General features: G+C 70.7%; 18 protein-coding genes and 2 pseudogenes. 11 read left to right on the top strand and 9 right to left on the bottom strand.

Going from position 1 to position 23,102, the window contains the following annotated elements:
- The first annotated feature begins 280 nt into the window (after positions 1 to 280).
- The 4 genes and pseudogenes from PKO50_RS30475 to PKO50_RS30460 all read left to right on the top strand — a co-directional run bounded on the left by PKO50_RS30475 (position 281) and on the right by PKO50_RS30460 (position 6,135).
- On the top strand, positions 281 to 1,543 hold the full coding sequence (locus PKO50_RS30475; protein WP_275628099.1) for a TolC family protein: 1,263 nt from the start codon (positions 281 to 283) through the stop codon (positions 1,541 to 1,543).
- A complete protein-coding gene (locus tag PKO50_RS30470; RefSeq protein ID WP_275628098.1) occupies positions 1,543 to 1,713 on the top strand; it encodes a hypothetical protein in 171 nt (56 codons plus the stop codon). Before PKO50_RS30475 ends, PKO50_RS30470 begins: the two co-directional genes overlap by 1 nt.
- A 25-nt stretch (positions 1,714 to 1,738) precedes the next feature.
- Positions 1,739 to 2,989 (top strand): efflux RND transporter periplasmic adaptor subunit, encoded by a 1,251-nt coding sequence (locus tag PKO50_RS30465; protein WP_275628097.1) that lies wholly within the window; start codon positions 1,739 to 1,741, stop codon positions 2,987 to 2,989.
- Between the two features lie 15 nt (positions 2,990 to 3,004).
- Positions 3,005 to 6,135: pseudogene (locus PKO50_RS30460) on the top strand (CusA/CzcA family heavy metal efflux RND transporter).
- Between the two features lie 566 nt (positions 6,136 to 6,701).
- Here PKO50_RS30460 and PKO50_RS30455 read toward each other — a convergent pair.
- Positions 6,702 to 8,027: an OprD family porin gene (locus PKO50_RS30455; protein WP_275628096.1), complete on the bottom strand. Its 1,326-nt coding sequence runs from the start codon at positions 8,025 to 8,027 to the stop codon at positions 6,702 to 6,704.
- Between the two features lie 615 nt (positions 8,028 to 8,642).
- Here PKO50_RS30455 and PKO50_RS30450 point away from each other — a divergent pair.
- The gene (locus PKO50_RS30450; protein ID WP_275628095.1) at positions 8,643 to 9,944 is read left to right on the top strand and encodes an MFS family transporter; all 1,302 of its coding nucleotides are present in this window, start codon (positions 8,643 to 8,645) and stop codon (positions 9,942 to 9,944) included.
- A gap of 21 nt (positions 9,945 to 9,965) precedes the next feature.
- On the opposite strand, the gene PKO50_RS30445 is transcribed toward PKO50_RS30450, so the two are convergent.
- Positions 9,966 to 11,444, bottom strand: coding sequence for an MDR family MFS transporter (locus tag PKO50_RS30445; protein ID WP_109933188.1), 1,479 nt, complete (start codon positions 11,442 to 11,444; stop codon positions 9,966 to 9,968).
- A gap of 279 nt (positions 11,445 to 11,723) precedes the next feature.
- On the opposite strand from PKO50_RS30445, the pseudogene cfaB reads away from it, so the two are divergent.
- Positions 11,724 to 12,890: pseudogene (cfaB, locus tag PKO50_RS30440) on the top strand (C17 cyclopropane fatty acid synthase CfaB); the annotation flags it as partial.
- Between the two features lie 600 nt (positions 12,891 to 13,490).
- Positions 13,491 to 13,952 carry a GNAT family N-acetyltransferase gene (locus PKO50_RS30435; RefSeq protein ID WP_275628094.1) on the top strand — a complete coding sequence of 154 codons (462 nt, stop codon included), beginning with the start codon at positions 13,491 to 13,493 and terminating at the stop codon, positions 13,950 to 13,952.
- Here PKO50_RS30435 and PKO50_RS30430 read toward each other — a convergent pair.
- The 4 genes from PKO50_RS30430 to folE2 are packed head-to-tail and all read right to left on the bottom strand — an operon-like array spanning position 13,949 to position 17,263.
- Positions 13,949 to 14,821, bottom strand: a complete 873-nt coding sequence (locus PKO50_RS30430; protein WP_275628093.1) for a metal ABC transporter substrate-binding protein — start codon at positions 14,819 to 14,821, stop codon at positions 13,949 to 13,951. The two genes, PKO50_RS30435 and PKO50_RS30430, sit on opposite strands and share 4 nt — an antisense overlap.
- Before the next feature lie 23 nt (positions 14,822 to 14,844).
- Positions 14,845 to 15,711, bottom strand: a complete 867-nt coding sequence (locus tag PKO50_RS30425) for a metal ABC transporter permease (protein WP_109934385.1) — start codon at positions 15,709 to 15,711, stop codon at positions 14,845 to 14,847.
- Positions 15,708 to 16,373 carry an ATP-binding cassette domain-containing protein gene (locus PKO50_RS30420; RefSeq protein WP_275628092.1) on the bottom strand — a complete coding sequence of 222 codons (666 nt, stop codon included), beginning with the start codon at positions 16,371 to 16,373 and terminating at the stop codon, positions 15,708 to 15,710. The genes PKO50_RS30425 and PKO50_RS30420 overlap by 4 nt, the downstream gene beginning before the upstream one ends.
- Positions 16,370 to 17,263: a GTP cyclohydrolase FolE2 gene (gene folE2, locus PKO50_RS30415; RefSeq protein ID WP_275628091.1), complete on the bottom strand. Its 894-nt coding sequence runs from the start codon at positions 17,261 to 17,263 to the stop codon at positions 16,370 to 16,372. Before folE2 ends, PKO50_RS30420 begins: the two co-directional genes overlap by 4 nt.
- Before the next feature lie 68 nt (positions 17,264 to 17,331).
- On the opposite strand from folE2, the gene PKO50_RS30410 reads away from it, so the two are divergent.
- A complete protein-coding gene (locus PKO50_RS30410) occupies positions 17,332 to 18,519 on the top strand; it encodes an N-acetylmuramoyl-L-alanine amidase (RefSeq protein WP_275628090.1) in 1,188 nt (395 codons plus the stop codon).
- Positions 18,520 to 18,861: 342 nt separating this feature from the next.
- Here the strand turns inward: PKO50_RS30410 and PKO50_RS30405 are convergent, their stop codons facing one another.
- Entirely contained in the window at positions 18,862 to 19,269 is a 408-nt protein-coding gene (locus PKO50_RS30405) for a hypothetical protein (RefSeq protein WP_275628089.1), read from the bottom strand.
- Positions 19,270 to 19,374: 105 nt separating this feature from the next.
- Here PKO50_RS30405 and dksA point away from each other — a divergent pair, with 105 nt between their 5' ends.
- From dksA to PKO50_RS30390, 3 genes are read left to right on the top strand one after another with little or no spacing between them, the layout of a single operon-like run.
- Positions 19,375 to 19,803, top strand: a complete 429-nt coding sequence (dksA, locus tag PKO50_RS30400; protein WP_275628088.1) for an RNA polymerase-binding protein DksA — start codon at positions 19,375 to 19,377, stop codon at positions 19,801 to 19,803.
- A 27-nt stretch (positions 19,804 to 19,830) separates the two neighbouring features.
- On the top strand, positions 19,831 to 21,033 hold the full coding sequence (zigA, locus tag PKO50_RS30395) for a zinc metallochaperone GTPase ZigA (protein ID WP_275628087.1): 1,203 nt from the start codon (positions 19,831 to 19,833) through the stop codon (positions 21,031 to 21,033).
- Positions 21,033 to 21,650, top strand: coding sequence for a DUF1826 domain-containing protein (locus PKO50_RS30390; RefSeq protein WP_275628086.1), 618 nt, complete (start codon positions 21,033 to 21,035; stop codon positions 21,648 to 21,650). The genes zigA and PKO50_RS30390 overlap by 1 nt, the downstream gene beginning before the upstream one ends.
- On the opposite strand, the gene PKO50_RS30385 is transcribed toward PKO50_RS30390, so the two are convergent.
- Complete coding sequence (locus tag PKO50_RS30385; protein WP_275628085.1) at positions 21,647 to 22,102, bottom strand: GNAT family N-acetyltransferase; 456 nt, start codon at positions 22,100 to 22,102, stop codon at positions 21,647 to 21,649. The genes PKO50_RS30390 and PKO50_RS30385 overlap by 4 nt on opposite strands.
- A gap of 58 nt (positions 22,103 to 22,160) precedes the next feature.
- Positions 22,161 to 23,078, bottom strand: a complete 918-nt coding sequence (locus PKO50_RS30380; RefSeq protein WP_275628084.1) for a LysR family transcriptional regulator — start codon at positions 23,076 to 23,078, stop codon at positions 22,161 to 22,163.
- Between the last annotated feature and the right edge of the window lie 24 nt (positions 23,079 to 23,102).

The following is a 23,102-nucleotide window of genomic DNA, read 5'->3' as shown; positions in this document are numbered from 1 at the left end:
CCCAGGCGCCTTTCCTGGACGCATAAGCCGCTGATGCATATGGGGTTGTCTGACTGGCGCCGGGAATGGGGAGCCGGCCGCGAATAGCGGCACGGGCAATGGTAGACAGGAATAAAACGCTTTTTCCTTGTCTGTCATATTTGTAATTGGCAGGTCACCTTGCCGATAAAAGGCCGGCATTACCTTGGCGACACTTGGCGCAACTTTCCGAAAGTTGCCGCCGATTCATACGTGGAAGCCGCCCGCGGTTTCCGTCCGAGGTCGTTTCCCGAGGTGTGCCGTGTCCTACCGTCGTGCCCTGTTCCGGCGGCCGGCTGCGGACTTGTGTCCGTGGCCGGCGCCCCTGTCGCTGTTCCTGCTGCTGTTCGGCCTTCTGGGCGGGCCAGTCGAGGCCCGCACCCTGGGCTTCGACGAGGCCCTGCGCAGCGCGCTGGGCGCCAACCCCGAGCTGGCCGCCGTGGCCCGTGGCCCGGGCATCGCCGAGGGCGAGCGGCGCCAGGCGGCGTTGCTGCCGAACCCGAGCCTGTCCTGGGAGACGGAAGACACCCGCCGCGACCGTTCCACCACCACCCTCTCCCTGACCCAGCCCCTGGAGCTGGGCGGCAAGCGTGGCGCGCGGGTGGCCGTGGCCGAACGTGGCGAGGCGATCGCCGAAATGGAGCTGGAAGTGCGCCGCAACGCGCTACGCGCCGAGGTGCTGGAGGCTTTCCAGGCCGCCCAGCAGGCCCAGGAGCGCCTGCGCCTGGGCGAGGAATCGGTGTCGCTTGGCCAGCGCGGCCTGCGCGCCGCCGAGGCGCGGGTGCGCGCCGGCAAGTCGGCGCCGCTGGAGGCGACGCGGGCACAGGTGCAACTGGCCGAGGTGGAGTTGGACCTGCAGCGCGCACGCATCGGCCGCGACCAGGCCTACCGCGTGCTGGCCGGGCTCATGGGGCAGGCCGAAGCGGGGTTCGCCGAGGTGGCTGGCAACGCCGATCTGCCGGCGCCGCCCCAGGCCGCGCAGCTGCTGCGGCGCCTGGACGAGGCCGCCGAGCTGCGCCTGGCGCTGCTGCAGGTCGACCAGCGCGAGGCCGCCGTGCAATTGGCGCGGGCCGAGCGCGTGCCCAACCTCGACGTCAGCCTGGGCAGCCAGTACGACCACGAGGCCCGCGAGCGGGTGAACCTGGTCGGGCTGTCCCTGCCGCTGCCGTTGTTCGACCGCAACCAGGGCCGCCTGCTGGCCGAGGCGCGCCGCGCCGACCAGGCCCGCGACCTGCGCAACGCCACCGAGCTGCGCCTGCGCCGCGAGACGCAGCAGGCCCTGGACCTGTGGGGCACTGCGCAGCACGAGGCGCGGACCCTGCGCGACACCCTGCTGCCGGCCGCGCGCCAGGCCCTGGACAGCGCCACCCGCGGTTTCGAGATGGGCAAGTTCGGCTTCCTGGAAGTGCTTGACGCCCAGCGCACCCTGCTCGCCGCGCGCGACCAGTACCTGCAGGCGCTGGCCCGCCTCGCCGAGGCCCGCGGGCGCACCGAGCGCATCTTCGGCGACCTGGCGTCGCGCTGATGGCCGGGCGCTCCCTGTGCGCCCGGCTGTCGCCGGTGTTGCTGGCGGCGGTAGCGCTGGCCACCGGCGGCCCCCTTCCCTGCCAGGCCCACGGCTTCGCCGCCGGGCACTGGTGCATCCATGACCTGTTCCGCGCCCTGGGCGCGCTGTCGAGCCTGATCGGCGCCTGAGGCGCGGGGCCATCCGGGAGAGTCCATGAAGTCGAGAGAAATGAAGATCGCCGCCGCCGTGCTGTTCCTGCTGGCGCTGGTCGGCGTCGCCACCCTGTTGCCGGGCGGTGCCGCCCAGGCGCCCGAAGGGCACGGCGAGGCGGGCGCCCACGCCGACGGCGAACACCATGGCGAGGCCGCCGCCGGGGCGCATGCCGATGCCGAAGGTCACGGCGACGACGAGCACCACGCCGGGGCCGGCGAGCATGGCGAGGAAGAGGACGCCGGCCTGCGCCTGAGCGACGAGCAGCTGCATGCGGCCGGCGTGGCGCTGGAGCCTGCCGCGCCGGCGGCGTTGTCCGCGCGCCTGACGCTGCCCGGCGAGATCGCCTTCGACGCCGACCGCACCGCGCACCTGGTGCCGCGGGTGGCCGGGGTGGTGCAGCAGGTGGCGGCCGAGCTGGGCCAGGCGGTGAAGCGCGGCGAGCTGCTGGCGGTGATCGCCAGCCCGCAGTTGTCCGACCTGCGCAGCGAACTGGCGGCGGCGCAGCAGCGCGTCGAGCTGGCGCGGGTGACCGATGAGCGCGAGCGCCAGCTGTGGCGGGAAAAGGTCTCCGCCGAGCAGGACTACCTGCAGGCGCGCCAGGCCCGCCAGGAAGCCGAGATCGCCCTGGCCAACGCGCGGCAGAAGCTCGGCGCCCTGGGCGGTGCCGGCGGCGACCGCTACGAACTGCGCGCGCCCTTCGACGGCGTGGTGGTGGAGAAGCACCTGGTGCTGGGCGAGGTGGTCGATGCCAGCAGCGCCGCCTTCACCCTCTCCGACCTGTCGCGGGTCTGGGCCACCTTCGCTGTGGCGCCGCGCGACCTGGCCTGGGTGCAGCTGGGCAAGGCGGCGCAGGTCGAGGCGGTGGACCTGGGCATGCGCGCCGAGGGCCGCGTCGCCCAGGTCGGCAGCCTGCTGGGCGAGCAGTCGCGCATGGCCAGCGCCCGGGTGGTGGTGGCGAACCCCGGCGGCGCCTGGCGGCCGGGCCTGCCGGTGCAGGTGACGCTGGCCGCCGCGCCGCGGGCGGCGGCGGTCAGCGTGGCGGAGGCGGCCGTGCAGCGCCTGGAGGAACGGGACGTGGTGTTCGTCCGCCGCGACGGCGCCTTCGTCGCCCAGCCGGTGCGCCTGGGCGCCCGCGGCCAGGGCCGGGTGGAGGTGCTGCAGGGCCTGGCGGCCGGCGAGCAGGTCGCCGCCGCCGGCAGCTTCGTCCTCAAGTCGGAGCTGGGCAAGGCCAGCGCCGAGCACGCCCACTGACCGCCGGAGCCCCCCATGTTCGAACGCATCCTCCGTTTCGCCATCGAGCAGCGCTACCTGGTGCTGCTCGCCGTGCTGGGCATGGCCGTCCTGGGCGTGGCCAGCTACCAGAAGCTGCCGATCGACGCGGTGCCCGACATCACCAACGTCCAGGTGCAGGTCAACACCGCCGCCCCCGGCTACTCGCCGCTGGAGACCGAGCAGCGCATCACCTACCCCATCGAGACCGCCATGGCCGGCCTGCCGGGCCTGCAGCAGACGCGCTCGATCTCGCGCTCGGGGCTGTCGCAGGTGACGGCGATCTTCGCCGACGGCACCGACATCTACTTCGCCCGGCAACTGGTCAACGAGCGCCTGCAGCAGGCCCGCGAGCAGCTGCCCGAAGGCGCCGAGGCGGCGCTGGGGCCGATCTCCACCGGCCTGGGCGAGATCTTCCTGTGGACCATCGAGGCCGCCGAGGACGCGCGCAAGGAGGACGGCACGCCCTACACCCCCACCGACCTGCGGGTGATCCAGGACTGGATCGTCAAGCCGCAGCTGCGCAACGTGCCCGGCGTGGCCGAGATCAACACCATCGGCGGCCAGGCCCGGCAGTACCAGGTGGCGCCGGACCTGCAGCGCCTGGCCGCGCACCGCCTGACCCTGGCCGATCTGCTGGCGGCCCTGGAGCGCAACAACGGCAACGTCGGCGCCGGCTACATCGAGCGCAATGGCGAGCAGCTGCTGGTGCGCGCGCCGGGGCAACTGGCCGGGCTGGAGGACATCGGCAACGTGCTGGTGGCCAACCTGGACGGCACGCCGATCCGCGTGCGCGACCTGGCCCAGGTGCAGATCGGCCGCGAACTGCGCAGCGGCGCGGCCACCGAGAACGGCCGCGAGGTGGTGCTGGGCACGGTGTTCATGCTGATCGGCGAGAACAGCCGCAGCGTCGCCGCCGCCGTGGCCGAGCGCCTGGAGCAGGTCAACCGCAGCCTGCCGGCGGGGGTGCGCGCGGTGCCGGTGTACGACCGCACGCAACTGGTGGACAAGGCCATCGCCACGGTGAAGAAGAACCTGCTGGAGGGCGCGGTGCTGGTCATCGCCGTGCTCTTCCTGTTCCTCGGCAACCTCCGCGCGGCGCTGATCACCGCCATGGTCATCCCGCTGGCCATGCTGTTCACCTTCAGCGGCATGTTCGCCAACCGCGTCAGCGCCAACCTGATGAGCCTGGGCGCGCTGGACTTCGGCATCATCGTCGACGGCGCCGTGGTCATCGTCGAGAACGCCATCCGCCGCCTGGCCCACGCCCAGCAGCACCACGGCCGCCTGCTGACGCGCAGCGAGCGCCTGCACGAGGTGTTCGCCGCGTCGAAGGAGGCACGCCGCGCGCTGATCTTCGGCCAGTTGATCATCATGGTGGTGTACCTGCCGATCTTCGCCCTCACCGGCGTCGAGGGGAAAATGTTCCACCCCATGGCCTTCACCGTGGTCATCGCGCTGTTCGGCGCCATGCTGCTGTCGGTGACCTTCGTGCCGGCGGCCATCGCGATCTTCGTCAGCGGCCGGGTGCAGGAGCGGGAGAACTGGCTGATGCGCGGCGCCCGCCGCGGCTACGAGCCGGTGCTGGGCTGGGTGATGGGCCACCGCGCGCGGGTGTTCGCCGGCGCCGCGCTGCTGGTGCTGGGCGCCGGCCTGCTGGCCACGCGCATGGGCAGCGAGTTCGTGCCCAGCCTCAGCGAGGGCGACTTCGCCCTGCAGGCGCTGCGCGTGCCGGGCACCAGCCTGACGCAGTCGGTGGCGCTACAGGCGCGCCTGGAGCGCCACATCCTCGCCCGGGTGCCGGAGGTGCAGCGGGTGTTCGCCCGCACCGGCACCGCCGAGATCGCCTCCGACCCCATGCCGCCGAACATCTCCGACAGCTACCTGATGCTGCGCCCGCAGCAGGACTGGCCGGACCCGCGCAAGCCGCGCGCGCAGCTGGTGGCGGAGATCCAGCGCGCCGCCGCCGAGGTGCCGGGGAGCAACTACGAGCTGTCGCAGCCGATCCAGCTGCGCTTCAACGAGCTGATCTCCGGGGTACGCAGCGACGTGGCGGTGAAGGTCTTCGGCGACGACATGGCGGTGCTCGAGCAGACCGCCGGGAAGATCGCCGAGGCCCTGCGCCAGGTGCCCGGCGCCTCCGAGGTGAAGGTGGAGCAGACCGGCGGCCTGCCGGTGCTGACCCTCGACATCGACCGCGAGCGGGCGGCGCGCTACGGCCTGGCCGTCGGCGACGTGCAGGACTTCGTCGCCATCGCCGTGGGCGGGCGCCAGGCCGGCACGCTGTTCGAGGGCGACCGCCGCTTCGACCTGCTGGTGCGCCTGCCCGAGGCGCAGCGCAGCGACGTCGACGGCCTGTCGCGGCTGCTGTTGCCGTTGCCGGCCGGTGCCGACGGGCGCATCGCCTTCATCCCCTCGGCCAGGTGGCGCGGCTGCAGCTGCTGCAGGGGCCGAACCAGGTCAGCCGGGAGAACGGCAAGCGCCTGGTGGTGGTCAGCGCCAACGTGCGCGGCCGCGACATCGGCTCCTTCGTCGCCGAGGCCGAACAGCGCCTGGCCGGCGAAGTGCAGGTGCCGGCCGGCTACTGGACCGCCTGGGGCGGCCAGTTCGAGCAGTTGCAGTCGGCGGCCGAGCGCCTGCAGGTGGTGGTGCCGGTGGCGCTGCTGCTGGTCTTCGTGCTGCTGTTCATGATGTTCGGCAACGTCCGCGACGGCCTGCTGGTGTTCACCGGCATCCCCTTCGCCCTCACCGGCGGGGTGGCGGCGCTGTGGCTGCGCGACATCCCGCTGTCGATCTCCGCCGGGGTGGGCTTCATCGCCCTGTCCGGGGTGGCGGTGCTCAACGGCCTGGTGATGCTCGCCTTCATCCGCAACCTGCGCGAGGAAGGCCGCGGCCTCGACGCGGCCATCCGCGAGGGCGCCCTGACGCGCCTGCGCCCGGTGCTGATGACGGCCCTGGTGGCCTCCCTGGGCTTCGTGCCCATGGCCCTGGCCACCGGCACCGGCGCCGAGGTGCAAAGGCCGCTGGCTACGGTGGTGATCGGGGGCATTCTCTCCAGCACTGCGCTCACGCTGCTGGTGTTGCCGGCGCTGTACCGCTGGGCCCACCGCCGCGACGAGGCGGCCTGAGCCCGGCCGAAAAAAAGGCGCCCGCAGGTGGGCGCCTCAGGGGCCGTCTCTCACCAAAGGAGCTTTCGCTGCCGGGACGACCGTCAGTTCACACGAGTGGGGGCTGACGGGGGTTATTGGAACCTGTCGTCGGTAACAGGATGCTGAGGTGGGGATGACGATTTTGATAGGGAGAGGTTGGGCTTTTGTGTAGGAGCGAGCTTGCTCGCGAACAGCGTTTCCAGGCGGCCTCGGTATTTTGGTTTGACTCCGCTCCCTCTCCCCAGCCCTCGGCTGCGCGCCCCGCCCTGAAGGGAGAGGGGGCTAGTCCGTGCCGAGAGGAGGAATGGTTTCAGCCGGAAACCAACGGTGCTGCCCGGCTAACGCCGAAATACCCGAGCACTCCGAACGGTCCCCTCTCCCTTCGGAGCGGGGCGCGCAGCCAGGGTTAGGGAGAGGGCGTTCTTCAGGCCAGGCACCGAAGTCCCGGCAGACCACCATTCGCGAGCAAGCTCGCTCCTACGAAAAGCCAAACCACCCCCGCAAACGAAAAAGGCCCCCGCAGGGGCCTTATCCACAGCTGGACCTCAAAGCACCCGCAGCGGGTACTCGACGATCAGCCGCACCTCGTCCAGGTCCGACTCGAAGGCCGTGGCCCGCGTCGTCGCCTGGCGCAGGCGGAAGGACAGGTCCTTCAGGCTGCCGTCCTGCACCACGTACTTCGCCTCGATGTCGCGCTCCCAGCGCTTCTGGTCGGTCAGTGGGTCGCCGTTTTCGTCGCGGCGCATGTACACCGCGTTGGCATGGCTGTAGTCGGCGTCGCCGCCGCGGGCGTAACGGGTCATGAAGCTCAGGCCGGGCACGCCGTAGGCCTGCATGTCGAGGTCGTAGCGGAGCATCCAGGAACGCTCCTTCGGCGAGTTGAAGTCGGTGTACTGGATGGAGTTGTCCAGGTAGATCGAGTCCGACTGGCGCAGGTAGTCGAAGTCGTTGTTGCCGTTGTTGCGCTGGTGGCTCAGGGCCAGGGTGTGGGCGCCGAAGCGTACGCCGAGCTTGCCGCTCCAGATGTTGGTATTGAATTCGCCCAGCAGCTCGCGGCCACCGTCGTCCACCGACTTGTAGTAGGTGAAGCCGCCGATCAGGTCCAGGCCGTCGGCCAGCGGGTAGGTCGCCGAAGTGGCGGCGTAGTACTGCTTCCAGGCGTCTTTCAGGCGGCTGCCGTAGAGGCTCAGGCTGACCTCGTCGGTGAGCGCGTAGTCGCCGCCCAGGTAGGCGATCCAGGGGGCGTCCACGGGGCCGGCGTAGAAGGTCGAGAAGCCTTCGCTCATCTTGCGCTCGTTGGGCTGGCTCATCGAATGCAGGCGCCCGGCCTGCAGGTCCAGGCCCTCGAGGCTGGCGTTGTTCAGGGTCACGCCGCGGAAGGTCTCGGGCAGCAGGCGCGAGTCGCCGTAGTGCACCACCGGGGTCTGCGGGAACACGTCGCCGGCCCGCAGCTCGGTGTCGAACAGGCGCAACCTGGCGGCGCCGCCGGCCTTGGCGTATTCGTTCTGCGTGCGGCCGCGGGCGTCCACCGGCAGCACGTCGAAGGAGCTGTGCCCGCCGTTGCGGCCGTCGCCGCTGTCCAGCTGGATGCCGAGCATGGCGAAGGCGTCGACGCCGAAACCCACCGTGCCCTGGGTGTAGCCGGACTGGTAGCGGCCCACCAGGCCCTGGGCCCAGGCCTCGGAATAGCCGTTGCCCTTGGGGCTGGCCTGGCCGTGGCGGTCGTCGCGGTTGAAGTAGAAGTTGCGGTTGAGGATGTCCAGGCGGCTGCCTTCGAGGAAGCCTTCGGCGCTTTCCTCGGCGCCGGCCAGGGGGTTGGCCAGCCCGGCGGCGAGCAGGGAAAGGGCCAGGGGAATGTTCCGCTGTGTCATCGATCGCTCCATGGTGTGCAGGCGGCTGCGCGGGGCGCGCCGCGTTGTCGTTGTGCGCCCGCGGCGGCGGGGCCGCGCGCGGGCAGGCTCCATCCTGATGACGGCGGAATGACCCGGAGATGAGGCGGACATGACAATTCCGTCAGCCGGGCGGCGGCGGACGGGCACGGGGCGACGACGGGGAGGTGGGGCGGGGGGACCATTATCCCCCCGGTGCCTGCGCGTCCGGGGGTGTGGACGGGGCACCGAGGCTTTGCGGCAGGAGCCGCCCTGCGAGGGGAAGGTAATCGACCTTGTCTTGTGGACAAGGTCGGACCCTGCGGCCCACCGAGGGGTACCTGACAAGTAGTCCCGGCAGGCACGCGTGGGTGGCGAAACGATAGAAGCTGGCCTTGTGCCGGTCAATCGGAAATGCCGAACGGGCGTTCGATATTCGCCCTTTCAATGGCCGGGCCGCCGGCCATGGGCGGGATTCATCGTTAGCTGGCTATCGGCAGGGGGCTATACTCCTGTAACAGATTGTGTCGGCAGGCTGCGGCCCGCCACACCTCGTCCGGCGGACAGGGAGGCCCGCCGTACAACGCCAATAACAGCTTCATCGACGAGAGAGCCCGCATGAACGCACCCATACCGCATTACTCTGCCGAAGAACGTACCCGACGCATCTTCGCCATCGTCGGCGCCTCCTCCGGCAACCTGGTGGAGTGGTTCGACTTCTACGTCTACGCCTTCACCGCCATCTACTTCGCCCATGCCTTCTTCCCCTCGGACAACCCCACCGTGCAGCTGCTCAACAGCGCCGGGGTGTTCGCCGCCGGCTTCCTGATGCGCCCGATCGGCGGCTGGATGTTCGGCCGCATCGCCGACAAGAAGGGGCGCAAGACGGCGATGATGATCTCGGTGCTGATGATGTGCGGCGGCTCCCTGGCCATCGCGGCGATGCCCACCTACGAGACCGTCGGCGTGCTGGCGCCGGCCGGCCTGCTGCTGGCGCGGCTGTTCCAGGGCCTGTCGGTGGGCGGCGAGTACGGCACCAGCGCCACCTACATGAGCGAGGTGGCGCTCAAGGGCCAGCGCGGCTTCTTCGCCTCCTTCCAGTACGTCACCCTGATCGGCGGCCAGCTGCTGGCGGTGCTGGTGGTGGTGATCCTGCAGCAGCTGCTGAGCAACGACGAGCTGCGCGCCTGGGGCTGGCGGATTCCCTTCGTGGTCGGCGCCATCACCGCGGTGATCGCCTTCTACCTGCGCCGCTCGCTCAGCGAGACGGCCAAGGACGAGAACCTGCACCGCAAGGAGTCCGGCACCCTTACCGAGCTGTTCGCCCACCACAAGCGCGCCTTCTTCACCGTGCTCGGCTTCACCGCCGGCGGCTCGCTGATCTTCTACACCTTCACCACCTACATGCAGAAATACCTGGTCAACACCGTGGGCATGGACGCCAAGGTGGCCAGTGGCGTGATGACCTTCGCGCTGTTCCTCTACATGTGCATGCAGCCGCTGTTCGGCGCCCTCTCCGACCGCATCGGGCGCAAGACCTCGATGCTCTGGTTCGGCGTGCTGGGCATGCTCTGCACCTGGCCGATCCTCTCCGCGCTCAAGACCACCACCAGCCCCTACCTGGCCTTCGTGCTGATCATCGCGGCCATGGCCATCGTCAGCCTGTACACCTCCATCAGCGGGCTGATCAAGGCGGAGATGTTCCCGCCGGAAATCCGCGCCCTGGGCGTGGGCCTGTCCTACGCGGTGGGCAACGCCATCTTCGGCGGCTCGGCGGAATACGTGGCCCTGGGCCTGAAGAACCTGGGCGTGGAGTCGTACTTCTACATCTACGTCTCGGTGATGTGCGGCGTGGCGCTGGTGGTCTGCCTGCTGCTGCCGGACCTGCGCAAGGTCAGCTACCTCAACGACGAGGACTGACCATCCCCGGCCGGTGGAGGCTCAGTCCTCCACCTTGCCGCGCAGGCGGCTGTTGGGCAGCGCCAGGGCGATCAGCAGCGCCAGCACGCCGACGCCGGCATTGACCAGGAACAGCCGGCGGAACACCTCGTCCAGCAGCAGGCGGCGGTCCTCGTGGCCGGGGCCGGCGAGGCTGGCGAGCAGTTCGTTGGCGGAGATGCCGTGGCCGAAGCCCTCCCCGGCCGCCAGCGGCTGCAGCATGGCCAGGAGGATCGCCGACATCAGGGCGACGCCTACCGCGCCGCCCAGGGAGCGGAACAGCGTGGTGTTGCTGGTGGCGACCCCCAGGTGGCGATGCTCCACGGCGCTCTGCGCGGCCACCAGGCTGGTGGGGAACTGGGTGCCGGCGGCGGTGCCGCACAGCAGCATGAACAGCCCCGACAGCCAGAAGCTGGAGGGTGTGGTCAGGGCCAGGCCGGCCACCGCGCAGGGCAGCAGCAGCGCGCCGGCGACTATCTGCGGCTTGTAGCGGCCCAGTACGGTGGTCAGGCGGCCGCAGCAGTAGGCGCCGATGGGCACGCCCATGGCCAGCGGCAGCATGTGCAGCGCGGCGCTGTCGGCGCCGGCGCCGGTCACCGACTGGAAGCGCAGCGGCACCAGCACCGACAGCGAGATGATCTGGAAGCTGGCGAAGAAGCCGACCATCCAGCTCAGCGTCGCCGCGCGGATGGCGAACAGCTGCATGGGCACCAGCGGCTCGGCGGCGTGGCGCTCCTGCAGGACGAACAGCACCAGCAGCGCCAGGGCCGCGGCGAACAGGCCGAGCAGCCTGGCATCGCGCCAGTCGGCGCCCTGGCCGACGTCGGTGATGGCCAGCAGCAGGCTGCCCAGGCCCGCGATCATCAGCGCGGTGCCCAGGTAGTCGATGCGCGGCCGCCGGCCCGGCACCGGCAGGCCTACCAGGGTGCGCCGCGACACCGCGAAGGCCACCAGGCCCACCGGCAGGTTGATCAGGAACACCCAGCGCCAGGATAGGTACTCGGTGAGCAGGCCGCCCAGCACCGGGCCGGCGATGCTGGCCACCGCGTACATGCTGCTGAAGTAGCCCTGGTAGCGGCCGCGTTCGCGCGGCGGGACTATGTCGCCGATGATCGCCTGGCTCACCGACATCAGCCCGCCGGCGCCCACGCCCTGCAGCACCCGCGCCAGCACCAGCTGCTCCATGCTTTGCGCCAGGCCGCAGAGCAGCGAGGCGAAGGTGAACAGCGCGGTGGCGAAGAGCATCAGCCGGCGGCGCCCGTAGAGGTCGCCGAGCTTGCCGTAGATGGGCATGGAAATGGTCATGGCGACCATGTAGCCGGAGATCACCCAGGCCAGCAGGTCGAAGTTGGCGAAACCGGCGGAGATGGCGGGCAGCGAGACGGCGACTATGGTCTGGTCGAGCGCGCCGAGGAAGATCGCCAGCATCAGCCCGATGAGGATGGTGCGCACCGGCGGACGCGGCTGGCTGAAGGTATTCAAGAACCCCCCTTGGGCGTAAGGAAAATTCGTTGGGACGGGTTGGATGCTTAGCAGTCTAACGGATTGCACCTGTGGCGCGCTGTCGCACTTTTGCAATCCGGGAAAGGCTCTATCTCGATATGGACAAGCTGACTGTCAGAAATCTCCTGCTACGCTTTGGCAGCGCTTCGTTCGCACCTGCCGCCGAATCCATCGATAGACGAAGGGCGGGAACCCTCATAGGGGAAGGCTATGGGAGTCCTGTTCTATAGTTTTTCTGTTCGTGACCAGGAGGAATGCATGAAAGCCAACCTGCCCTCTGAGTTGTTGTCCCTGCAGTTGCCGTTGCGCATCCGCGTCGGCGAGGCCCAGGCCTTCGACCTCGGCCCGGACCCGCAGGTGACGCTGATCGTCCGCGATCCCACGCTGCTGACCGAGATCACCCACCCCAGCCTGGACGCCCTTGGCCGCGCCTACGTCGAGAAGCGCATGGACATCGAGGGGCCGATCGGCGACGTGATCGCCATGGGCGACGCCCTGAGCGAGGCCCTGGGCGCCGACGACGGCCCCACCGACTTCATCCGCGAGAGCCACGACAAGCGCACCGACGCCGAGGCCATCCACTACCACTACGACCTTTCCAACGATTTCTACCGGCTGTGGCTGGATCCGGAAATGGTCTACTCCTGCGCCTACTACGAGACCGGCAGCGAGGACCTGGCCACGGCCCAGCTGGCCAAGCTGCGCCACCTGTGCCGCAAGCTGCGCCTGAAGCCCGGCGAGCGCCTGCTCGACGTCGGCTGTGGCTGGAGCGGCCTGGCCCGCCTGGCGGCGCGGGAGTTCGGCGCCCAGGTACACGGCATCACCCTCAGCGAAGAGCAGCTCAAGCTCGGCCGCGAGCGGGTCAAGGCCGAGGGCCTGGAAGGCAAGGTGACGCTGGAGCTGCTGGACTACCGCGACCTGCCGCGCGACGGCCGCTTCGACAAGGTGGTCAGCGTGGGCATGTTCGAGCACGTCGGCCACGCCAACCTGGGCATCTACTTCCAGCAGTTGTACGACGCGGTGCGCCCCGGCGGCCTGGTGATGAACCACGGCATCACCGCCAAGCACACCGACGGCCGCCCGGTGGGCCGCGGCGCCGGCGACTTCATCGACCGCTACGTGTTCCCCCACGGCGAACTGCCGCACCTGTCCCTGGCGGTGGCGCGCATGAGCGAGGCGGGCCTGGAAGTGGTCGACGTCGAGGGCCTGCGCCTGCACTACGCGCGCACCCTGGACTTCTGGAGCGCCAACCTGGAAGCGAAGCTGGCGGAGGCGGCCAGGCTGGTCCCCGAACAGGCCCTGCGCATCTGGCGCCTGTACCTGGCCGGCTGCGCCTACGGCTTCAAGAAGGGCTGGATCAACCTGCACCAGATCCTCGCCAGCAAGCCCCACGCGGACGGCAGCCACGAGGTGCCGTGGAGCCGGGGGACATCTACGCCTGAGGCGCGGCCAGATCGCGCTCCGGTGCCACCTGTAGGAGCGGGCCCTGCCCGCGATTCGCGCGCAGGGCGCGCTCCTACATGGGCATGGTGCCGGGGCCACTCGTAGGAGCAACTGTCTTGCGGCCCGCGCCGAAATGCTCTTCGTAGGAGCGAGCTTGCTCGCGAATAAACCCTGCTGCGGAGTCCGTTCGCGAGCAAGCTCGCTCCTACAGGTTGCCGGAAGGCGTGGCATTTCCCCGTAGGAGCGGACTCTGTCCGCGATGTTGTCTGCCGGGAGGATTGGTGCGTGCCTTGAAGAGCGCCCTCTCCCTAACCCTCGGCTGCGCGCCCCGCCCTGAAGGGAGAGGGGACCGTTCGGTGTGCGCTGATGTTTCGGCGTTAGCCGGCTTGTACCGAGCACCCGGCTAACACCAAATCCTTTCTCGGCACGGACAAGCCCCCTCTCCCTTCAGGGCGGGGCGCGCAGCCGAGGGTTGGGGAGAGGGAGCGGAGTCACCCCAAAGCACTACTGCATCCAGCACGCTCCGTTCTCAAGCAACCTCGCTTCCTCTGCGGCACAATATGCCCCTCCAGCCCCGCCCGGATGCCCTCCCGTGCCCACCCTCCAGGAACTCCCCCTCACCCAAGCCCCTGGCCCCTGCTCCTGCTCGCCGACCCCAGCCGCGAACAGATCGAACGCTACCTCCCGCAATCCCGCCTGCTGGCGCTGGTCGAGGGCGAGGCAGTCCGCGGCGTGCTGGCGCTGACGCCGGTGAGCTGGGGCGTGCTGGAGGTCACCAACCTGGCGGTGGACGAGGCCTGGCAGGGCCGTGGGCTGGGCAAGCGGCTGCTGGCCGCGGCCATCGAGGCGGCGCGGGTGGCCGGGGCGCTGCGGCTGGATATCGCCACCGGCAATTCCAGCCTGGCGCAGCTAGGGCTCTACCAGCGCATGGGCTTTCGCATCTGCGCGGTGGAGCCCGACTACTTCAGCCTCAACTACCCCGAGCCCATCGTCGAGAACGGCATTCCCTGCCGCGACCGCCTGCGCCTGAGCCTGGTGCTCTAGTCGCCCAGCGCCTGGTACAGGGTGTCGACGTTGCTGCGGTACAGGCCCAGGTAGGTGCTGGCCGGGCCTTCGCTGGCCAGGGCGTCGGAATGCAGGGTGCCGCCGATCTTCGCGCCGCTTTCCTCGGCGATCTGCTGCATCAGCCGCGGGTCCTTGATGTTCTCCACGAAGACCGCGCGGATGTGCTGCTCGCGGATTTGCCTGATCAGCTCGGCGACTTCCGTGGCCGAGGCCTCGCGCTCGGTGGACAGGCCCTGGGGCGCCAGCAGCTTCAGGCCGTAGGCCTGGCCGAGGTAGCCGAAGGCGTCGTGGGAGGTGACCAGGGTGCGGCGGTCGGCGGGCAGCTTGCCGAGCTTGTCCTTGGCGTAGGCCAGCAGTGCGTGGGCCTGCTCCAGATAGGCCTTGGCGTTGCGCTGGTAGTCGGCGGCGTTGGCCGGGTCGACTTGCGCCAGGGCCCTGGCGATGTTGCCGACGTAGAGGTCGGCGTTGGCCAGGTTGTTCCAGGCGTGCGGGTCGGGGATGGTCCGGCCGTCCTCCTCCAGGCTGCGCGGGATCACCCCGTGGCTGGCCTGGATGACCCTGGCGCCGGTCTCGGTGCTCTTCACCAGGCGGTCGAGCCAGGGCTCGAAGCCCAGGCCGTTCTCCACCACCAGCTGCGCCTGGCGCACGGCGCGGGCGTCGTCCGGGGTGGTCTCGTAGGTGTGGGCGTCGCTGTCGGGGCCGACCAGGTTGTTCAGCTGGATGTGCTCGCCGCCGACCGCGCGGGTCATGTCGGCGAGGATGCTGAAGCTGGTCACCACCCTCGGCTTTTCGGCGGCGGGCAGCGACAGGGGCAGGCAGAACGCGAGCAGGAGCAGCAGGACACGCATGGTGGTTTTCCTCGAAGGGGACGTCATTGCGGGATGGGCAGCAGGCCGCGGCGCAACAGGCCGTGCACCGGGCCGAACAGCACGGAGAACAGGTAGAACAGGCCGGCGAGCAGGACGATGGCCGGCCCGCTGGGCAGCGACCAGGCGTAGGACGCCGCCAGGCCCAGCCATACCGCGAGCGCGCCGAAGCCCGCGGCCAGCGCCAGCAGCGCCGGCAGGCGGCGGCTCCAGAAGCGCGCGGCGGCGGCCGGCAGCATCATCAGGCCGACCATCATCAATGCGCCCAGGGCCTGGAAGCCGATCACCAGGTTGAGCACCACCAGGCCCAGGAACAGCCCGTGGGCGAAGGGTCCGAGGCGGCTGACGCTGCGCAGGAACAGCGGGTCGAGGCTGTCCAGCAGCAGGCTGCGGTAGATCAGCGCGAGCACGCCGAGGCTGAGCACGGCCACGCCGAGCATGCCCAGCAGGGTCGTGCGGTCCACCGCCAGGGCCGAGCCGAACAGCAGCTCCAGCAGGTTCAGGCGCTTGCCGGCCAGGCCCAGCAGGAGCACGCCGCTGGCCAGGGAAATGGGGTAGACCGCGGCCAGGCTGGCGTCCTCGCGCAGGCCGGTGTGGCGCGTCACCCAGGCGGCCAGGCCGGCCACCGCCAGGCCGGCGCCGAGGCCGCCGAGGGTCAGCGCCGGCAGCGACAGCCCGGCCAGCCAGAAGCCGATGGCGGCGCCGGGGAGGATGCCGTGGGCGATGGCGTCGCCGATCAGGCTCATGCGCCGCAGGATGAGGAATACGCCCAGCGGCGCGGCGCTCAGCGCCAGGACCACGCCGCCGAGCAGCGCCCGGCGCATGAAGGCGAACTCGACGAAGGGCTGCCAGAGCGCGTGCAGGGCCATCATGCCACCCGCGCCAGGCCGCCCGGGCCCAGCAGGTCGCGGCAGCGGCCGTGGCGGCAGCCCTCGGCGGCCACGCGCAGGCAGTCGGGCACGCGCTCGCGCACCAGCGCCAGGTCGTGGCAGACCAGCAACAGGGTGCGGCCCTCGCGGTGCCAGGCCTGGATGCGTTGCCAGAGCAGCGCCTGGCCGGCTTCGTCGAGGCAGGCGTCGGGCTCGTCGAGCAGCAGCAGCGGGCTGTCCAGCAGCCCCAGGCGGGCCAGCAGGGCGCGTTGCAACTGGCCGCCGGAGAGCGCCGCCAGCGGGCGTTGCTCCAGGCCTTCCAGCTGCCACTCGGCCAGCGCCCGGCGCAGCTGTTCGCGGCGCGCGGCGCTGGGCAGGCGGCTGTTCCAGAAACCGGCGCCGACTAGTTCGCCAAGGCTGATGGGGAACTGCCGGTCGAGGGCCTGCTGCTGCACCAGGTAGCCGATTTCCCGCGGCCGCAATTCCACCCGCACGCGCCCGGCCAGGGGCTTCTGCAGGCCGGCGATGACCTTCAGCAGGCTGCTCTTGCCGCAGCCGTTGGCGCCGACCACGGCGGTCAGGCTGCCGGCGGCCAGGTCGAGGTTCAGCGGCGGCGTCAGCGGCAGGCGCGGCGGGCCCCACTGCAGGGCCTGGCAATGGATCATGGGGCCTCCCGGCGCCACTGGCTGCGGGCCACGGCGTCATGGGCGTGGAGGCTTTCGGCATGCACCACGGTCAGCGCGAAGGCGTCCAGTTCGTCGCGTTGCGCCAGGGCGCGGTGCAGGCGGCGGGCGGCGTCCTCGCAGAACATCAGGTTCTGCCCGTTGGCCAGGGCGAAGGCCTGCTCGTCGGCGCGCTTCACCGCGGTCTGCACGGCAGTGCCCAGGGCGGCCTCGGCGCAGTCGAGCAGCTCGCGCAGCGGCAGGCCCGGCAGCTCTTCGCGCAGGTGCAGGCGTAGGTCGGCGAAGCTGCGCTGGCTGTGGGGCGTGGCGACTATGCCGGCGCTGCTGCCGAGCCAGGTGTGGACTTCCCGGTGGCTCGGTTCGCGGCCGGCGAAGTCCGCGGCGAAGCGCTGCTGGATCAACTGGCGGGCCAGGGCCGCCGAGCAGGGGCAGGTGGAGGAATAGGCCAGGCGCAGGCGCAGTTCCAGGCGCAGGCCTTGCTCGTCCAACTGCGCGTGGACCTCGCAGGGGTAGCGCTTCCAGCCACTGAGCGGGCTGACCAGCGCCGGGCGTTCGAGCAGGGCGTCGAAGGCCAGGCGCAGGCTGGCGCGGCGCGACAGGCCGGCGTGGCTGGCGAGGAAGTCGTCGAGGACTTCGCGCAGCAGCCGCGGGCCCAGCTCGGCCCGTTCCAGGCGGGACAGGGCCAGGTACAGGCGCGACATGTGGATACCGCGGGTGGCGGCGTCGTCCAGGCTGACGCCGGCGTCGGCCAGCGCGCCCAGGCGTTCGCCGTGCAGGCGCAGCGGCAGGGCGATGCCCTGCATGCCGACCCAGTCGAGGGCGAGGGTGTCGGACGCGGCCTGGCTGGCGACGTCCGGGAGGAAGGCGGTCATGGGGAATGGCTGGTGCTCGTGAATGTTATAATATAACGTATTGCTTCCTCCTCCTTCCTGCAAGCGCCATGAATCGACGCCGCCTGCTGCAAAGCCTGCTCGCCAGCGCCGCCTGGCTCCCCGCCCTGGACCTGCTCGCCGGCCCACGCCTGCTGGGGGCCCGCAGCGAGCCCAGCGGCGACGGCCTGCGCCTGGTGCTGGACCTCGACGGTCCGTTCCGCTACCGCACCTTCAGCCTTTCCGCGCCGGAACGCCTGGTGGTCGACCTGGAAGGCGCCGGCCTCGGCGCGCCCCTGGCCTCCCCTGCCCCGTCCGGCCCGCTGCGCGGCCTGCGCAGCGGGCGCCTGGCCGACGGCGGCACGCGCCTGGTGCTGGACCTGGCCGAGCCGGTGCGGCTGCAGGCCTTCGCCCTGGCGCCCGAGGCCGGCAAAGGCCATCGCCTGGTGCTCGACCTGCATCCGGCGCGGGCGCCGGCTGCGGCGCCCGCGGTGGCCGCGGCGAAAGCCAGCGGCAAGGGCCGCGACATCCTCGTGGTGGTGGACGCCGGCCATGGCGGCAAGGACCCCGGCGCCCTGGGCTCGCGCGGCGAGCGGGAGAAGGACGTGGCCTTGCTGATCGCGCAGAACCTGGCCCGGCGCATCGACCGGCAACCCGGCTTCAAGGCGCGCCTGGTGCGCAACGTCGACGTGTTCATCCCGCTGCGCCAGCGCGTGGAAGTGGCGCGGAGATACAACGCCGACATGTTCGTCTCGGTGCACGCCGATGCCGCGCCCCGCCGCACGGCTTCCGGCGCCTCGGTGTTCGCCCTCTCCGAGCACGGCGCCACCTCGACCCTGGCGCGCTTCATGGCCCAGCGCGAGAACGGCGCCGACCTGATCGGCGCCAGCGGCAACCTGCCCCTGCAGGACAAGGACCCGGCGCTGGCCAAGGTGATCCTCGACATGTCGCTGAACGCCACCATCGCCTCCAGCCTGGACTTGGGCCACAGCGTGCTGCGCAGCCTGGGCGGCATTACCCGGCTGCACCAGGAACGCGTCGACCAGGCCGGCTTCGCCGTGCTCAAGTCGCCGGACATCCCCTCGATCCTGGTGGAGACCGGCTTCATCTCCAACGACGCCGATTGTCGACGCCTGCACGATGCGCGGCACCAACAGGCCCTGGCCGGGGCGATCTTCGATGGCCTGCACGGTTATTTCCGCCAGCGCCCGCCGGTGGGGAGCCTGTTGGCGGCGTTGCGGGAGCAGGGGAAGGCGTAGGGCGTATAACCGTTCGCGGTTATACGCCGCTACACCCAGCTCATGTCCGGCGCCGCGGTCGAGCCCGGAGTGGCCCGAAACAGGCGCTCCGTGGCCGAACCCGAAGCGCGCCTGGGATCGAGGTCAATCGGCGGATAACGCCGTAGGCGTTATGCGCCCTACGCCTGGCCCACCCTTGGCGTAGGGCGTATAACCGTTCGCGGTTATACGCCGCTACACCCAGCTCATGCCCGGCGTCGCGGTCGAGCTCGGAGTGCCCCGAAACAGGTGCTCCGTGGCCGAACCCGAAGCGCGCCTGGGATCGAGGTCAAACGGCGGATAACGCCGTAGGCGTTATGCGCCCTACCGCACCTGCTGGCTGCACCCGCTGACCCGGCCGCAGGTCAGCTTCGCCTGGCCGCCGCTGGAGCTGCTGAGGCGGCTGACGTGGGTCCAGCCGATGCCGCGGCTGGAGCCCACCCACACCTGGCCGTCGCTGCTCACGCCGCTGAAGAAGGTCAGGCGCCCGTAGCGCGTGCCGGTCTGCGCCCAGCGCTGGCCGCTGGCGGCGTCGAAGCCGCGCAGGTAGGTGTCGTGGCCGAGGGTGGCGACGCTGTAGTGGCTGCCGTCGCGGTCCATGCAGGCCAGCACGTTGGCCAGCCAGGCGCAGGCCGCCGGCGGCAGGCCGGGGAACGGCAGCGGCGGCTCGCCCGCGGCCTGCGCCAGGGGCGCCAGAAACAGCAGGCAGAGCGTCAGGGCGGCGGCTTTCATCGGGACCTCGGGGCGGGCTTGGCGGGCCTCCATGGTACGCCGTCGGATTGTCGAAACTGAAATGTTATATTATAACAATTCGATCCTATCCTTCCGGAGGCCGCCATGACCCCGCAACCCGAGCCGGTCCTCAGTGAACGGCAACTACTGGCGCAACCCGCCAGCGCCTACATGAACGAAGCCCAGCGGGCCTTCTTCCAGGCCCTGCTGCTGCGCCAGCGCGAGGAGCTGCAGGCGCGCATCGAGGGCGAGTTCGACGCGCTGCGCGAGGACGAGCGGCCCGGCGACGAGGCCGACGTCGCCAGCCGCGAGGAGCAGCGCCAGTGGCAACTGCGCCTGCTGGAGCGCGAGAAGAAGCTGCTGGACAAGATCGACCAGGCCCTGGAGCGCCTGGCCCGCGGCGACTACGGCTGGTGCGCCGAGACCGGCGAGCCGATCGGCCTGCGCCGCCTGCTGCTGCGCCCCACCGCCAGCCTCAGCGTCGAGGCCAAGGAACGCCAGGAGCGTCGCGAGCTGCACCTGCGCAACGCCTGAAGAACATCAGAAAAGAGAGCCACCACCGTGAACCAACGCCTACCCGTCACCGTCCTTTCCGGCTTCCTCGGCGCCGGCAAGAGCACCCTGCTCAACCAGGTGCTGAAGAACCGCGAGCACCGCCGCGTGGCGGTGATCGTCAACGACATGAGCGAGATCAACATCGACGGCGCGCAGGTACAGCGCGACGTCAGCCTCAACCGCGCCGAAGAGAAGCTGGTGGAGATGAGCAACGGCTGCATCTGCTGCACCCTGCGCGAGGACCTGCTGGAGGAAGTCGCGCGGCTGGCCGCCGAGGGCCGCTTCGACTATCTGCTGATCGAGTCCACCGGCATCTCCGAGCCGCTGCCGGTGGCCGAGACCTTCACCTTCCGCGACGAACAGGGCCGCAGCCTGTCCGACCTGGCGCGGCTGGACACCCTGGTCACCGTGGTCGACGGCCTCAACTTCCTGCGCGACTACCAGGGCAGCGACAGCCTGGCCAGCCGCGGCGAGAGCCTGGGCGAGGAAGACCAGCGCTCCATCGCCGACCTGCTGATCGACCAGGTGGAGTTCGCCGACGTCATCCTGGTCAGCAAGGTCGACCTCATCTCCAGCGACGAGCGCGAGGAGCTGCTGGCGATCCTCCGCGGCCTCAACCCCGACGCCGAGATCCGCCCCATGGTCATGGGCCAGGTGCCGCTGGAGTGGATCCTCGACACCGGCCGCTTCGACTTCGAGCGCGCCGCCCAGGCCCCCGGCTGGCTCAAGGAACTGCGCGGCGAGCACGTGCCGGAGACCGAGGAATACGGCATCGCCTCCCGCGCCTACCGGGCGCGCCGGCCCTTCCACCCGCAGCGCTTCCACGCCTTCCTCGCCCAGCCCTGGGCCAACGGCCGGCTGCTGCGCTCCAAGGGTTTCTTCTGGCTGGCCAGCCGTTACCGCGAGGCCGGCAGCTGGTCCCAGGCCGGCGGCCTGATGCGCCACGGCCTGGCCGGGCGCTGGTGGCGCTTCGTGCCGAAGGAACGCTGGCCGCAGGACGAGGACGGCCTGCGCCAGGTGTTGCGCCACTGGAACGCCGACACCGGCGATTGCCGCCAGGAACTGGTGTTCATCGGCCAGGGCATTGATTTCGAGCGCCTGGAAGAAGAGCTCGACGCCTGCCTGCTGGACGACGCCGAGTTCGCCGCCGGGCCCCAGGCCTGGGCGCGCCTGGCCGACCCCTTCGAGTCCTGGACGGAGGAGGCCTGATGCTCGCCCCGCAGTTGCAGCGCACGCCGCGCCAGGTGCTGGGCGAGGACCCGCAGGTGCTCGCCGAGGTGCTGCGCGACGACGTCAACCTGGCGGTCTGGCGCCGCCGCCTGTACCCGGACGTGGCGGCCTTCGCCGCTCACCTGCTCGCCGGCGAGACGCTCTACGGCTGCCAGGCGAACCTCGAACTGGACGAGGCCGGGCGCAGCCGGCAGCTGGACGGCCTGTTCGGCGACGGCCCCGGCGCCGCGCTCTTCGCCAGCGACCTGGCCTGGCTGGTGGAAGCCTTCGCCTGCCTCACCGGCGCGCGCCGCGTGGGCCTGCGCTTGCGCGCGCTGGAGCGGGCCATGTGCCCGCGCTTCCATGTCGACCAGGTGCCGCTGCGGCTGGTCACCAGCTACGCCGGCTGCGCCAGCGAATGGCTGGAGGAAGGCGCCCTGCCCCGCGATCGCCTCGGCGAAGCTGAGTCGACGTGCGTCCAGCGCCTGGAGGTGGGCGACGTGGGGCTGTTCAAGGGCGAGAAATGGATCGGCAACGAGGGCGCCGGCATCGTCCACCGCTCGCCCTGCCCGGCACCGGGCTCGCGGCGCCTGCTGCTGACCCTGGACTGGCTCTAGGCCGGGCGGCGCATGTCGATGTGCGGGATGTCGTCTTCCAGGTAGACCTCGCCCTCGGCGACGAAGCCGTAGCGGCCGTAGTAGCCCTGCAGGTGCGCCTGGGCGGAGAGGTACACCGGGCTGCCCGGCCAGCGCCGTGCCGCTTCGTCCAGGGCGCGCTGCATCAATTGGTGGCCAAGGCCGCGGCCACGCCCGGCGGCGGCGGTGATGACGCGGCCGATGATCACCTCACCGTCGTGCGTCGCCGGGTCGAGCAGGCGCAGGTAGGCCAGCAGCTGGCCGCCCTCGTGGGCCATCAGGTGGCAGGTGTCGCCCGCCAGGTCCTGGCCGTCGATGTCCTGGTAGGGGCAGTTCTGTTCCACCACGAAGACCTCGCAGCGCAGGCGCAGGAGGGCGTACAGCGTCTCCTTGCTCAGCTCGCTGTGGTGTTGGCAGCTCCAGGTGAGGTCCATGGCGTGAGGCTCCGGCGGAAGGTGGAAAGGGCCGCCCATCCTCTCACGCCCGGGCGCGTCACACAGCCACCCGCGGCCCCGTCGGCGACAGCCCGCCGAGGTGCCGGCGCAGCGCCTCGATGGCCACCCGCACCTTGGCCGGCTGGGCGTCGCGCCGCGGCGTCACGGCGTAGATGCCGTAGCCCGGCAGGCTCCAGCGCGGCAGCAGGCGCAGCAGCCTGCCCTCCTCCAGCGCGTCGCGCACCTCCGGCTCCGGCTGCAGTGACACGCCCAGGCCGTCGAGGGTGAACTGGCGCAGGGCGAGCATGCTGTTGGCCGCCACCCGTGGTTCCAGGCGCAGGCGACAGCTCTCCCCGTCCGGCCCTTCGAAGTGCAGCGGCTGGCTGTGGCCGCGGGTGTTCAGCGCCAGCCAGTCGACCTGCAACAATTGCTCGGGATGGTCGATAGCCCCGCAGCGGCGCAGGTAGGCCGGGGCCACGCAGACCAGGTTGTGCCAGTCGCCCAGGTGGCGCGCCACCAGGCTGGAGTCGGCCAGGTTGCCGACGCGGATGGCCAGGTCGATGCGTTGTTCGACCAGGTCGATCTGCTCGTCGTGGAAGAACAGCTGCAGGCGCAGCTGGCGGTGGTTCTCCAGCAGCGGGCGCAGCGCCTCGGTGATCAGCCGCCCGGAAAAGCCCACCGGCGCCGCCAGGCGCAGCTCGCCCACCGGCGCCTCGCGCCATTCGCCCAGGCGCTGCTCGGCCTCCTCGGCGATCGCCAGCATCTGCGCGCAGCTGCGGTAGAAGGCCTCGCCGGCCTCGGTGAGGGTGAGCTTGCGGGTGGTGCGGTGCAGCAGGGTCACCTGGGCCTGCGCCTCCAGCTTGCGGATCTGCTGGCTGACCGCCGACGGGCTCATGTCCAGGGCCTCGGCGGCGGCCGCCATGGAGCCGCGGGCGACTACGGTGGCGAAGATGGCCATGCCTCGGAGGTTGTCCATTGTGAAGCTCCGCTTAAGAGTGAA

The organism is Pseudomonas sp. 273, from assembly GCF_029201425.1.
GTDB lineage: Bacteria > Pseudomonadota > Gammaproteobacteria > Pseudomonadales > Pseudomonadaceae > Pseudomonas > Pseudomonas delhiensis.
The sequence above is the reverse complement of the archived record's forward strand: the minus strand, read 5'-3'. Positions and strand labels throughout refer to the sequence as shown.